The 13,947-nt window shown below is 70.0% G+C and carries 7 protein-coding genes; all 7 read left to right on the top strand.

Annotation, left to right across the window (positions count from 1 at the left end):
- Positions 1-329 precede the first annotated feature (329 nt).
- The 7 genes from OHA99_RS09545 (at position 330) to OHA99_RS09515 (ending at position 13,943) form a co-directional block, all read left to right on the top strand.
- A complete protein-coding gene (locus OHA99_RS09545) occupies positions 330-5,816 on the top strand; it encodes a HAMP domain-containing protein (RefSeq protein WP_405695331.1) in 5,487 nt (1,828 codons plus the stop codon).
- 439 nt (positions 5,817-6,255) lie between these two features.
- Positions 6,256-6,930: a two-component system response regulator gene (locus OHA99_RS09540; RefSeq protein WP_007387864.1), complete on the top strand. Its 675-nt coding sequence runs from the start codon at positions 6,256-6,258 to the stop codon at positions 6,928-6,930.
- A gap of 215 nt (positions 6,931-7,145) precedes the next feature.
- A complete protein-coding gene (locus OHA99_RS09535; protein WP_405695327.1) occupies positions 7,146-9,908 on the top strand; it encodes a DNA translocase FtsK in 2,763 nt (920 codons plus the stop codon).
- A 273-nt stretch (positions 9,909-10,181) separates the two neighbouring features.
- On the top strand, positions 10,182-11,045 hold the full coding sequence (locus OHA99_RS09530) for a helix-turn-helix domain-containing protein (protein ID WP_153177658.1): 864 nt from the start codon (positions 10,182-10,184) through the stop codon (positions 11,043-11,045).
- Positions 11,046-11,137: 92 nt separating this feature from the next.
- Positions 11,138-12,619: a 30S ribosomal protein S12 methylthiotransferase RimO gene (gene rimO / locus OHA99_RS09525; RefSeq protein ID WP_153177657.1), complete on the top strand. Its 1,482-nt coding sequence runs from the start codon at positions 11,138-11,140 to the stop codon at positions 12,617-12,619.
- Complete coding sequence (gene pgsA / locus OHA99_RS09520; protein WP_165684662.1) at positions 12,616-13,401, top strand: CDP-diacylglycerol--glycerol-3-phosphate 3-phosphatidyltransferase; 786 nt, start codon at positions 12,616-12,618, stop codon at positions 13,399-13,401. The genes rimO and pgsA overlap by 4 nt, the downstream gene beginning before the upstream one ends.
- Positions 13,398-13,943 (top strand): CinA family protein, encoded by a 546-nt coding sequence (locus OHA99_RS09515; protein WP_153177655.1) that lies wholly within the window; start codon positions 13,398-13,400, stop codon positions 13,941-13,943. The genes pgsA and OHA99_RS09515 overlap by 4 nt, the downstream gene beginning before the upstream one ends.
- The last annotated feature ends 4 nt before the right edge of the window (positions 13,944-13,947 follow it).

The raw sequence follows: 13,947 nt of genomic DNA, 5'->3' as shown, positions 1-13,947 counted from the left end.
CGGCTGGACAGCCACGTGCAAGGTTACTTACCTTCGCCGTCCATCCGGATGCCGGTCTGCAGTGTTTCCGCCCAGAGGGTGTGCGGACGATGTGCGAAGCTGCCGAACTGTTATGGCCTGGTTCGGCCGGGGTGAAACACTGGGCAAGCTGCCAATGAGGGTCCGGGCAGGTGAATGCACTGCTGGCCGGATGGGCAGCAGCCCTGGAAGCGGTCCGGCGCGCCGGACCGGATCGCCCGGCAGTACGAGAAACAGGCGGCAGGAACCGGTCCGCCGAGCGTTGGCGGCCGGGCACAGCGGTATCGGTCGAGCCCTGCGGGAGGGACACAGTGGAGTCTGGCGCAGCGACGCGGGCCACGAAGACGCGCGCGAAAGGCGGACAGTCCCTGAGCAACCAGGGCAAAACGCGGGGCGGCAGCACCCGGGGCGGCACCACGACGGTGGACACGGCGGCCCTGAACCGGCTGCTCGCGGCGCTGGTCTCCATGCGGGAGGGAAACTTCCGCAGGCGGCTCACGGTGTCCGGCGACGGCGTGATGCCGGAGATCGCGGCGGTCTTCAACGAGGTGGCCGACCGCAATCTCCACCTCACGGGGGAGCTGGCGCGGGTACGGCGCGTGGTCGGGCGTGAGGGAAAACTCACGGAGCGGCTCGAGACCGGAGCCTGCGAGGGGTCCTGGGCGACCGCGATCGACAACTCGAACGCCCTGGTGGACGACCTCGTACGGCCCGTCTCCGAGGTCAGCCGGGTGCTGTCGGCGGTCGCGGACGGTGATCTGTCGCCGCGCATGGAGCTGCGGACGCAGAGCGACGAGGGCACCGGGCAGCCGCTGCGCGGTGAGTTCCTGAAGGTCGGCCGGACCGTGAACAACCTGGTCGACCAGTTGTCGACGTTCACGGACGAGGTCACGCGGGTGGCCAGCGAGGTCGGCACCGAGGGCAAGCTGGGCGGTCAGGCCCGGGTGCGCGGGATGTCCGGGTCATGGAAGGACCTGACGGACTCCGTCAACACGATGGCGTACCGGCTCACCGCCCAGGTGAGGGACATCGCGCTGGTGACCACGGCCGTGGCCAAGGGTGATCTGTCGCGGAAGGTCACGGTGCACGTGGCCGGCGAGATGCTGGAGCTGAAGAACACCGTCAACACGATGGTGGACCAGCTCTCGGCGTTCTCCTCCGAGGTGACCCGGTTGGCCCGTGAGGTGGGCACCGAGGGCGCGCTGGGCGGGCAGGCGAGGGTGCCGGGCGTGGCCGGGGTGTGGAAGGAGCTGACGGACTCGGTCAACACCATGGCCGGGAACCTGACGGCCCAGATGCGCGAGATCTCCCACGTGACGACGGCGGTCGCCAACGGCGATCTGTCGAAGAAGGTGACGGTGCCGGCCCGGGGCGAGGTCGCGCAGCTCGCCGAGACGATCAACCAGATGACCGAGACGCTGCGGATCTTCGCGGACGAGGTCACGCGCGTGGCGAACGAGACGGGCGGCGAGGGCCAGCTCGGCGGCCAGGCGATCGTGCCGGGCGCGGCCGGCATCTGGAAGGACCTGACGGACTCCGTCAACACGGTCTTCCGGAACCTGACCACTCAGGTGCGGGACATCGCCGCCGTGACGACCGCCGTGGCCAGCGGTGACCTGTCGCAGAAGGTCACGGTGGACGTGGCCGGCGAGATGCTGGAGCTGAAGAACACCGTCAACACGATGGTGGACCAGCTGTCCGCCTTCGGTGCCGAGGTCACGCGGGTGGCCCGCGAGGTCGGTGTCGAGGGCGAGCTGGGCGGTCAGGCGCAGGTGCCGGGGGCGGCGGGGACGTGGAAGGACCTGACGGACTCCGTCAACACGGCGTTCCGCAACCTCACCGGTCAGGTGAGGAACATCGCCCAGGTGACGACGGCGGTGGCCAACGGCGACCTGTCGCAGAAGGTCACCGTGGACGTCTCCGGCGAGATGCTCCAGCTGAAGAACACCGTGAACACGATGGTGGACCAGCTCTCCAGCTTCGCCGACCAGGTGACGCGGATGGCCCGGGACGTGGGCACGGAGGGCCGCCTGGGCGGTCAGGCCCGGGTCGACGGCGTGTCCGGGACCTGGAAGGAGCTGACGGACTCGGTCAACTCCATGGCCGGCAATCTGACCTCCCAGGTGCGCAACATCGCCCAGGTGACGACGGCGGTGGCGCGCGGCGACCTGTCGCAGAAGATCGACGTGGACGCGCGCGGCGAGATCCTGGAGCTGAAGAACACCATCAACACGATGGTCGACCAGCTGTCGTCGTTCGCGGAACAGGTCACCCGGGTCGCCCGTGAGGTGGGCACGGAGGGCCGCCTCGGCGGTCAGGCGCAGGTGCCCGGCGTCGCCGGTGTGTGGCGCGACCTGACGGACTCGGTGAACGGCATGGCCGGCAATCTCACCGCGCAGGTCCGCAACATCGCGCAGGTCGCGACGGCGGTGGCCCGCGGTGACCTGTCCCAGAAGATCACCGTGGACGCGCGCGGGGAGATCCTGGAGCTGAAGAACACGCTGAACACGATGGTGGACCAGCTGTCGTCGTTCGCCCAGGAGGTCACGCGGGTCGCGCGCGAGGTGGGCACCGAGGGCATCCTCGGCGGCCAGGCGGAGGTGCAGGGCGTCTCCGGCACCTGGAAGGACCTCACGCAGTCCGTGAACGGCATGGCCAACAACCTGACCATGCAGGTGCGCAACATCGCAGAGGTCACCACCGCGGTGGCCAAGGGCGACCTGTCGAAGAAGATCACCGTCGACGCCAAGGGCGAGATCCTCGAGCTGGTCACCACCGTCAACACGATGGTGGACCAGCTCTCCAGCTTCGCCGAGCAGGTCACGCGGGTGGCCCGCGAGGTGGGCACGGAGGGCATCCTCGGCGGCCAGGCGAGCGTGCCCGGCGTCGTGGGCATCTGGAAGGACCTCAACGACAACGTCAACCTGATGGCCAAGAACCTCACGGTCCAGGTGCGGAACATCTCCCAGGTGGCGGCGGCCGTCGCCAACGGCGACCTGACGCGGACGGTGACGATCGAGGCGCGCGGCGAGGTCGCGCAGCTCGCCGACACCTTCAACACCATGGTGCGGACACTGCGGTCCTTCGCCGACCAGGTGACCAAGGTGGCCCGCGAGGTGGGCACCGACGGCATCCTGGGCGGCCAGGCGCAGGTGCCGGGCGTGTCGGGGACGTGGAAGGACCTCACCGAGTCGGTGAACCAGATGGCGTCGAATCTGACCGGCCAGGTGCGCAACATCGCCATGGTCACCACGGCGATCGCCAAGGGCGACCTGACCAAGAAGATCGACATCGACGCGCGCGGCGAGATCCTGGAGCTGAAGACCACCATCAACACGATGGTCGACCAGCTTTCCTCCTTTGCCGAGGAGGTCACCCGCGTCGCCCGTGAGGTGGGCACGGAGGGGCAGCTCGGCGGTCAGGCACGCGTGCGTGACGTCGACGGCACCTGGCGCGACCTGACGGAGTCCGTGAACGAGATGGCCGGGAACCTGACCCGGCAGGTCCGTGCCATCGCGCGCGTGGCGACCGCGGTGACCCGCGGCGACCTGAACCTGAAGATCGACGTGGACGCCTCCGGTGAGATCTCGGAGCTGCAGGACTACATCAACAAGATGATCGCCAACCTGCGCGACACCACGATCGCCAACAAGGAGCAGGACTGGCTCAAGGGCAATCTGGCCCGGATCTCCGGCCTGATGCAGGGCCGCCGCGACCTCCAGGACGTGGCCTCGCTGATCATGAGCGAGCTGACCCCTGTCGTCTCCGCCCAGCACGGGGCGTTCTTCCTCGCGATGCCGCTGGTCGACGGGCAGGAGCAGGCGGGCGCCGAGGGCGACGCGTACGAGCTGCGGATGCTCGGGTCGTACGGTTACTCGATGGGGTCCATGCCCACCTCGTTCCGGCCGGGCGAGGCGCTGGTCGGCACGGCCGCCGAGGAGAAGCGCACGATCCTCGTGGAGAACGCGCCGAGCGGTTACCTGAAGATCTCCTCCGGGCTCGGCGAGGCACCGCCCGCGCAGGTGATCGTGCTGCCGGTGCTGTTCGAGGGGCAGGTGCTCGGCGTCATCGAGCTGGCGTCGTTCACGCCGTTCACGCACATCCAGAAGGACTTCCTGAACCAGATCGCCGAGATGATCGCGACCAGCGTCAACACCATTTCCGTGAACACCAAGACGGAGGTCCTGCTGAGTCAGTCGCAGGAGCTGACCGAGCAACTGCGGGAGCGGTCGGAGGAGTTGGAGCAGCGGCAGAAGGCGCTCCAGTCGTCCAACGCCGAACTGGAGGAGAAGGCCGAGCTGCTGGCGCAGCAGAACCGCGACATCGAGGTGAAGAACACCGAGATCGAGGAGGCGCGGCAGGTCCTGGAGGAGCGTGCCGAGCAGCTCGCCGTCTCCATGCGCTACAAGAGCGAGTTCCTGGCCAACATGTCGCACGAGCTGCGCACACCGCTCAACTCACTGCTGATTCTGGCCAAGTTGCTCGCGGACAACGCCGACGCGAACCTGACCCCGAAGCAGGTCGAGTTCGCCGAGACGATCCACGGCGCGGGCTCCGACCTGCTCCAGCTCATCAACGACATCCTCGACCTGTCGAAGGTCGACGCGGGGAAGATGGACGTCTCCCCGACGCGCATCGCGCTCGTCCAGCTCGTGGACTACGTGGAGGCCACCTTCCGGCCGCTGAGCGCGGAGAAGGGCCTGGACCTGTCGGTGCGGGTGTCGCCGGGGCTGCCCGCGACCATGCACACCGACGAGCAGCGGCTGCTCCAGGTGCTGCGCAACCTGCTGTCCAACGCGGTGAAGTTCACCGACTCGGGCTCCGTCGAGCTGGTCATCCGGCCGGCCCGGGACGAGGTACCGAAGGCCATCCGGGAGCAGTTGCTGGAGGCCGGTTCGATGAACGACCCGGACGCCGAGCTGATCGCGTTCTCCGTGAGCGACACGGGCATCGGGATCGCGGCCAGCAAGATGCAGGTGATCTTCGAGGCGTTCAAGCAGGCCGACGGCACCACGAGTCGCAAGTACGGCGGTACGGGTCTCGGACTGTCCATCTCGCGGGAGATCGCGCAGCTGCTCGGCGGTGAGATCCACGCGCAGAGCGAGCCGGGCCGCGGCTCGACGTTCACGCTCTACCTGCCGCTGCACCCGAGCGAGCTGCCCCCGCACGGCTACCAGCAGCCGCTGCCGTCCGTGGAGGGCGGTGAGCTGCCGGCGCCCTCCGGTGCCGTGGCCGAACTGCCGGGTGCACAGACCGAGGCCCCGGCCGAGATGCCGTCGTACCAGGACCCGCAGAACGGGGCGGCCGCGCTGTTCCGGCGGCGCCGCCGGTCGGCCGCGACCGACGAGCTGCCCGCGGTGCGGGAGCGGCGGTCGGACGACGGGCAGGAGCCGGCGTCGCAGTCGAGCCGGGGAATCCGGTTCGGCGGGCAGAAGGTGCTGATCGTCGACGACGACATCCGCAACGTCTTCGCCCTCACCAGCGTCCTGGAGCAGCACGGTCTCTCCGTGCTGTACGCCGAGAACGGGCGCGAGGGCATCGAGGTCCTGGAGCAGCACGAGGACGTGGCGGTCGTCCTGATGGACATCATGATGCCGGAGATGGACGGATACGCGACGACCACGGCGATCCGCAGGATGCCCCAGTTCGCCGGGCTGCCGATCATCGCGCTGACCGCGAAGGCGATGAAGGGCGACCGGGAGAAGGCGATCGAGTCGGGCGCCTCCGACTACGTGACGAAGCCGGTCGACCCCGACCACCTGCTGACGGTGATGCAGCAGTGGATGCGGGAGGAGTGAGCGCGGCGGGCCGGCGGGCGCGGTCGGAGGAGCCGGCGGGAAGCGGCCGGTACGTTCGGACCTCGTGCCCGTAGTACGTTCGGGCACGGTGTCCTCGTACGTTGGGGCACCTTCCGTGCGGCTTGCTCGGGCGGTGTGCGAACGTGGAGTGTGTGTAAACGGCGGGGACCTTCGGGGCTCACGCGCGGTCGCTGACCGAGCGTGCCCGAAACCGTGTAGAAGTACGGGATTCGGGGAACCTTCTGGTCTCCCGCCGCGTTTCTGCTATGAGCACAGTGACATCACGGTGACAGGGTGTGGCGACAGGCGGGGTGCGGCTACGATGACCGGCACGAGGACGGGCGGCGCAAGGGAGCCGTCCGCCGGGGCGGCACCCGCCGGTGCCGCGTCGAGTCCTGTGGACAGGGGAGGCCCCACGCCGGGGCGAGGAGGGCGGGCCATGGTGCAGAAGGCCAAGATCCTCCTGGTCGATGACCGGCCGGAGAATCTGCTTGCGCTGGAGGCGATCCTCTCGGCGCTCGATCAGACGCTGGTGCGGGCATCGTCCGGGGAGGAAGCGCTCAAAGCACTGCTCACGGACGATTTCGCGGTCATTCTGCTGGACGTGCAGATGCCGGGCATGGACGGTTTCGAGACCGCCGCGCACATCAAGCGACGGGAGCGGACCCGGGACATCCCGATCATCTTCCTCACCGCGATCAACCACGGCCCCCACCACACCTTCCGCGGGTACGCGGCGGGCGCGGTGGACTACATCTCCAAGCCGTTCGACCCCTGGGTGCTGCGCGCCAAGGTCTCGGTCTTCGTCGAGCTGTACATGAAGAACTGCCAGCTGCGCGAACAGGCGGCACTGCTGCGCCTCCAGTTGGAGGGCAACGGCAAGGCCGAGGCCGGCGAGGCCAAGGAGCCGGCGGGGCTGCTGGCCGAGCTGTCGGCCCGGCTCGCGGCCGTGGAGGAGCAGGCAGAGGCGCTGTCCAAGCAGCTGGGCGACGAGTCGACGGACGCGGCGGCGGTGGCGACCGCGGCCCATCTGGAGCGCAAGCTCACCGGGCTGCGACGGGCCCTGGACGCCCTGGAGCCGGGCACGCCCGGAGACCAGGCCGCCGTCAACTGACGTCGCCCGACCCCCTGGTGCCCCGTGCGGCGCGGTACGGGGGTCTCGGGCAGCCCTGGGCATCCGGTGGCAGCCCTCTGCGACGCGCCGCCCGGTGAGGAGGCGTCAGACGCTGTACCGGAGTCGTCAGTTCCGCCTCTGCCCGGGGGCGACACGAACGGGTGAAGCGGTTGGCACACGTGTCGTCCGCCGTCTCCCCCGGTAACCTCACACCCATGGCCTCACGTCCCTCCGCAGCCAAGAAGCAGCCCGCGAAGAAGGCGGCCGCTCCCGCGAAGGGCCCCGCCAAGAAGGCCGCCGCCAAAAAGGCACCCGCGAAGAAGGCGCCCGCCAAGAAGGCCGCGGCGAAGAAGCCCGCGCCCAAACCGGCTCCGAACCCCACCGGGGGCGTCTACCGGCTGGTGCGCGCGCTCTGGCTGGGCCTCGCGCACGGAGTCGGCGCCGTCTTCCGCGGCATAGGGCAGGGCGCCAAGAACCTCGACCCGGCCCACCGCAAGGACGGTGTCGCCCTGCTGCTGCTCGGCATGGCGCTGATCGTCGCCGCGGGCACCTGGGCCGACCTCAAGGGCCCCGTCGGCGACCTCGTCGAGATCCTCGTGACCGGCGCCTTCGGCCGCCTCGACCTGCTCGCGCCGATCCTGCTCGGCGCCATCGCCGTACGCCTGATCCGGCACCCCGAGAAGCCCGAGGCCAACGGACGGATCGTGATCGGCCTGTCCGCGCTCGTCGTCGGCGTGCTCGGCCAGGTGCACATCGCCTGCGGCTCGCCCGCCCGCAGCGACGGCATGCAGGCCATAAGGGACGCCGGCGGGCTGATCGGCTGGGGAGCGGCGACCCCGCTGTCGTACACGATGACCGACGTGCTGGCCGTGCCGCTGCTCGTGCTGCTGACGGTCTTCGGTCTGCTCGTCGTCACCGCCACGCCGGTCAACGCGATCCCCCAGCGGCTGCGGCAGCTCGGGGTGCGGCTCGGCCTGGTGGGCGACCCGGAGGCGGACGTCTTCACGGACGACGACGAGCGCTACGACGAACAGTGGCGCGAGGCGCTGCCCGCCCGAACCCGCAAGCGCGGGGCGCCGGCCGCAGCCGAGCAGCCGTACGACCCCGACGCGGCCGAGCAGGAGGCGCTCGGCCGGCGCCGCGGCAGGCCCCGGCGGTCCGCCGTGCCGCAGCCCGAGATGAACCGCCCGATGGACGCCGTGGACGTCGCCGCGGCCGCGGCCGCCGCGCTCGACGGCGCCGTACTGCACGGAATGCCGCCCTCGCCGCTGGTCGCCGACCTCACCCAGGGCGTGAGCACGGGGGACCGCGAGTCCACGACCCCGACCCCGACCCCGACGCCCGTGCCGGCCGCGCGGCCGCAGCCGGGCAAGCTCAAGAAGGACGCCGCCAAGGAGCCCGGGGACGAGGCGGCGGGCGGTGGCGTGCCCGACCTCACGAAGACGCCGCTGCCCAAGGAACGGGACCTGCCGCCGCGGGCCGAGCAGCTCCAGCTCTCCGGCGACATCACCTACTCCCTGCCGTCCCTCGACTCCCTCACGCGCGGCGGCCCCGGCAAGGCGCGCAGTGCCGCCAACGACGCCATAGTCGCCTCGCTGACCACCGTCTTCACCGAGTTCAAGGTCGACGCCGCCGTCACCGGCTTCACCCGCGGCCCGACCGTCACGCGCTACGAGGTCGAACTGGGCCCCGCCGTGAAGGTCGAGCGGATCACCGCGCTGACCAAGAACATCGCGTACGCCGTCGCCAGTCCCGACGTGCGGATCATCAGCCCGATCCCCGGCAAGTCCGCGGTCGGCATCGAGATCCCCAACACCGACCGGGAGATGGTCAACCTCGGCGACGTGCTGCGCCTCGCGGAGTCCGCGGAGGACGACGACCCGATGCTGGTCGCGTTCGGCAAGGACGTCGAAGGCGGCTACGTCATGCACTCGCTGGCGAAGATGCCGCACATGCTGGTCGCCGGCGCCACCGGCTCCGGCAAGTCGTCCTGCATCAACTGCCTGATCACCTCGATCATGATGCGGGCGACCCCGGAGGACGTCCGGATGATCCTCGTCGACCCCAAGCGGGTCGAGCTGACGGCGTACGAGGGCATCCCGCACCTGATCACGCCGATCATCACCAACCCGAAGCGGGCCGCCGAGGCGCTCCAGTGGGTCGTGCGCGAGATGGACCTGCGCTACGACGACCTCGCCGCCTACGGCTACCGGCACATCGACGACTTCAACCGCGCGGTGCGCGAGGGCAGGGCCAAGACGCCCGAGGGCAGCGAGCGCGAACTCCAGCCGTACCCGTACCTGCTGGTGATCGTGGACGAGCTGGCCGACCTGATGATGGTCGCGCCGCGCGACGTCGAGGACGCGATCGTCAGGATCACGCAGCTCGCGCGCGCGGCCGGCATCCATCTGGTGCTCGCCACCCAGCGGCCCTCCGTGGACGTCGTCACCGGCCTGATCAAGGCCAACGTGCCCTCCCGGCTCGCCTTCGCCACCTCCTCGCTCGCCGACTCCCGGGTCATCCTCGACCAGCCCGGCGCCGAGAAGCTGATCGGCAAGGGCGACGGGCTCTTCCTGCCGATGGGCGCGAACAAGCCCACCCGCATGCAGGGGGCGTTCGTGACCGAGGAGGAGATCGCGGTCGTCGTCCAGCACTGCAAGGACCAGATGGCGCCGGTCTTCCGGGACGACGTCACCGTCGGCACCAAGCAGAAGAAGGAGATCGACGAGGACATCGGCGACGACCTCGACCTGCTGTGCCAGGCCGCCGAGCTGGTCGTCTCCACGCAGTTCGGGTCGACCTCGATGCTCCAGCGCAAGCTGCGCGTCGGCTTCGCCAAGGCCGGGCGGCTGATGGACCTGATGGAGTCGCGGAGCATCGTCGGCCCGAGCGAGGGTTCGAAGGCTCGTGACGTTCTTGTGAAGCCCGACGAGCTGGACGGCGTGCTCGCGGTCATCCGGGGGGAGTCTGAGGGGTAGGGACGGGTAGGCGAAGGGTTCCGCCGATGTTTCGTCGGCGGAGGGTCGCGACGGCCGGGCGGCCGATCGTGACTCACCCGTTAGGGATCATTGAGCAACCGTTTCCCCAGGCCCTACGTCAAGTTGAGGGAAGTGACAAACAGGTAGTCCACCATCGGAGTGTCGGGCCATTCCGATGGTGTAAAGGTCGTACCGTCCGCTTGCCCCACCCCTTCGCCCCCCTCCTAGACTGAACGCCCAGCACAGGCGGCTAAACGCTCGAAAGGCGCCCCCGTGTCCAACGGCAACTCTCCCGAAGACGAGCGTCCGATCGAAGACGTGTCCCACGACGTCCCCGAAGGCGTTTCCGAGGAAGCCCGCCCCTCCGTCGGCCGTGCCCTCAAGCAGGCACGGATCGCCGCCGGGTTGACCGTCGACGACATCACCACCGCCACCCGGGTCCGCATCGCCATCGTGCACGCCATCGAGGCGGACGACTTCGCGCCCTGCGGGGGCGACGTCTACGCGCGCGGTCACATCCGCACCCTCGCCAAGGCCGTCGGGCTCGACCCGGCCGAACTGCTCGCGCGCTTCGACGCCGAGCACGGCGGGCGCCCGGCGCCGACCGCCACCGCACCGCTGTTCGAGGCGGAGCGCATCCGTCCCGAGCGGCGCGGACCCAACTGGACCGCCGCCATGGTCGCCGCCATCGTCGCCGTGATCGGTTTCGTCGGCTTCACCTTCGTCAAGGGCGGGGACGACGGCGGCAACGAGGCGAGTGTCGCCGAGGGGGCCAACGCCTCGTCCGGCGCCTCCGCCTCGCCCAGCGCCAAGCCGGAGAAGCCCGCCGACCCCAAGCCGGAACCGAGCGACAGCGCCATCGCCGCCGCGCCCGCGGACAAGGTGACCGTCAAGGTCAGCGCCACCGACGGGCGCAGCTGGATCTCCGCCAAGGACCACAACGGCCGGCTGCTCTTCGACGGACTGCTCAAGCAGGGCGACTCCAAGACCTTCCAGGACAACGAAAAGGTCAACCTCGTCCTCGGCGACGCCGGAGCCATAGAGCTCTACGTCAACGGCAAGAAGATCGAGGACGACTTCCAGCCCGGCGCCGTCGAGCGGCTGACGTACACGAAGGGCGACCCGCAGGTCGGGTAGCGGATCCGCCGCGGCGGGTCGTCACGGGGCCGGCCGGGGACGGCCAACCCCGTCGACGTGGGCTGTCGGCGGGACGAAGTAGTCTTGAGCCCATGCCTGAAAGCCGCACCGTCGCACTCGTCACCCTTGGCTGCGCCCGTAACGAGGTGGACTCGGAGGAGCTCGCAGGCCGTCTGGAGGCGGACGGCTGGAAGCTCGTCGACGACGCCGAGGAAGCGGACGTCGCCGTCGTGAACACGTGCGGCTTCGTCGAGGCCGCCAAGAAGGACTCCGTCGACGCCCTCCTGGAGGCCAACGACCTCAAGGGTCACGGAAGAACGCAGGCCGTGGTCGCGGTGGGCTGCATGGCCGAGCGCTACGGCAAGGAGCTGGCCGACGCCCTCCCGGAGGCCGACGGCGTCCTCGGCTTCGACGACTACGCCGACATCTCCGACCGCCTGCAAACCATCCTGAACGGCGGAATCCACGCCGCCCACACCCCGCGCGACCGGCGCAAGCTGCTGCCGATCAGCCCCGCCGAGCGCCAGGAGGCCGGTGCCGCGGTCGCCCTGCCCGGGCACGGCCCGACCGACCTCCCCGAGGGCGTCGCCCCCGCCTCCGGGCCCCGCGCGCCCCTGCGCCGCCGCCTGGACGGCTCCCCGGTCGCCTCGGTGAAGCTGGCCTCGGGCTGCGACCGGCGCTGCTCCTTCTGCGCCATCCCGTCCTTCCGCGGCTCCTTCATCTCGCGCCGCCCGAGCGACGTGCTGAACGAGACGCGGTGGCTGGCCGAGCAGGGCGTCAAGGAGATCATGCTGGTCTCCGAGAACAACACCTCCTACGGCAAGGACCTCGGCGACATCCGGCTCCTCGAGTCGCTCCTGCCGAACCTCGCCGAGGTCGACGGCATCGAGCGGGTGCGGGTCAGCTACCTCCAGCCGGCCGAGATGCGCCCCGGCCTGATCGACGTGCTCACCTCCACCGAGAAGGTCGTGCCCTACTTCGACCTCTCCTTCCAGCACTCCGCGCCGAACGTGCTGCGCGCCATGCGCCGCTTCGGCGACACCGACCGCTTCCTGGAGCTCCTCGACACCATCCGGAGCAAGGCTCCCGAGGCGGGGGTGCGCTCCAACTTCATCGTCGGCTTCCCCGGCGAGTCCGAGGCCGACCTCGCCGAGCTGGAGCGGTTCCTGAACCACGCCCGGCTGGACGCCATCGGCGTCTTCGGCTACTCCGACGAGGAGGGCACCGAGGCGGCGACCTACGGCGACAAGCTGGACGAGGACGTCGTCGCCGAGCGGCTGGCACGTGTCTCCCGCCTGGCCGAGGAACTGGTCTCGCAGCGGGCCGACGAGCGTGTCGGAGCGACCGTGCGGGTACTGGTGGAGTCCGTGGACCCCGCCGACGGAGGAGACGGCGTCCGCGGCCGCGCGGAGCACCAGGCGCCCGAGACGGACGGCCAGGTGCTGCTCACGAGCGGCGAAGGCCTGTGTGTCGGTCGTATGGTCGACGCGAAGGTGGTCGGTACGGAAGGTGTCGACCTGGTGGCCGAGCCACTGGAGGGCTCGCCCGAGTGGAGTGAGGAGGCCGGCAGATGAGCGGTGTCCCGGCGTCCGCCGCGGGCGGTTCCTCCGGCGCGCGCAGGACCGGCCCGCGCGGCACTCCCGGGGCGGCTCAGGGACCGGCCGAGCGTACGACTCCGGGGGGTGCCGTGGGACGGGGCGCGACGGAGGGCAGTGCCGGCGGGCGTGGCGGCAAGATCGCGGCCGCCGCCGTCAACCAGGCGAGCGTCTGGAACGTCGCCAATCTGCTGACGATGTTCCGGCTGGTTCTCGTGCCGGTCTTCGTGGTGCTGATGCTGGGCAACGGCGGATACGACCCGGCCTGGCGCTCCTTCGCCTGGGCGGCCTTCGCCGTCGCCATGTTCACCGACCTCTTCGACGGGCACCTGGCGCGCACCTACAACCTCGTCACCGACTTCGGGAAGATCGCCGACCCCATCGCCGACAAGGCGATCATGGGAGCGGCGCTCATCTGCCTGTCCGCGCTGGGCGACCTGCCCTGGTGGGTGACGGCCGTGATCCTCGGCCGGGAACTCGGGATCACCGTCCTGCGTTTCGTGGTCATCCGGTACGGCGTCATTCCCGCGAGCCGGGGCGGCAAGCTCAAGACGCTCACCCAGGGCATCGCCGTCGGCATGTACGTCCTGGCGCTGACGGGGCCCCTGGCCACCCTGAGGTTCTGGGTGATGGCCGCGGCGGTCGTCCTGACGGTCGCGACCGGCCTCGACTATGTGAAGCAGGCCATTGTGCTGCGCCGCCGGGGAATCGCCGAACGCAGAGCGGCGTTGAAGGATGCGTCGAAGGAGTCGGAAGTTTGAGTTCCACGGCCGCCGACGTGGTGCGACTACTCACGGTAAGGGGCGAGACCCTTGCGGTCGCCGAGTCGTTGACCGGCGGAATGGTCGCTGCCGCGCTCACTGCGGTCCCCGGGGCGTCCCAGGCCTTCCGGGGCTCCGTCACCGCCTACGCGACGCAGCTGAAGCGGGAACTGCTCGCCGTCGACGGCGAGCTGCTCGCGGCGCGCGGAGCGGTGGATGCGCAGGTCGCCGCCCAGATGGCGGCAGGCGTGCGCACGGCGCTGGGCGCCGACTGGGGCATCGCGACGACGGGCGTCGCCGGCCCGGACCCGCAGGACGGGCAGCCCGTGGGGACGGTTTTCGTGGCCGTGGACGGGCCCTTCGGGGCCGAGCGGGGTTGCGCCGATGGCGGAAAAGTGGAGGCGCTGCGGTTGAACGGCGACCGCGCGGAAATTCGTATGGAGAGTGTACGGAGCGTACTCGCACTTCTTTTGAGGGAGCTTGCGAGCGAACAGACCGGGAATGAGCGGGCACAGGATACGGAACGGAACGGGGGGTTTTGATGTT

It is taken from the genome of Streptomyces coelicoflavus, assembly GCF_045041415.1.
Taxonomy (GTDB): Bacteria; Actinomycetota; Actinomycetes; order Streptomycetales; family Streptomycetaceae; genus Streptomyces; species Streptomyces coelicoflavus.
This window is presented reverse-complemented; position numbering and strand designations above follow the sequence as displayed.

Bases quoted from the DNA above. Each gene is read 5' to 3' on its own strand.
- OHA99_RS09540 (WP_007387864.1), top strand. From the start codon at position 6,256: ATGGTGCAGAAGGCCAAGATCCTCCTGGTCGATGACCGGCCGGAGAAT.
- OHA99_RS09535 (WP_405695327.1), top strand. From the start codon at position 7,146: ATGGCCTCACGTCCCTCCGCAGCCAAGAAGCAGCCCGCGAAGAAGGCG.
- rimO (WP_153177657.1), top strand. From the start codon at position 11,138: ATGCCTGAAAGCCGCACCGTCGCACTCGTCACCCTTGGCTGCGCCCGT.
- pgsA (WP_165684662.1), top strand. From the start codon at position 12,616: ATGAGCGGTGTCCCGGCGTCCGCCGCGGGCGGTTCCTCCGGCGCGCGC.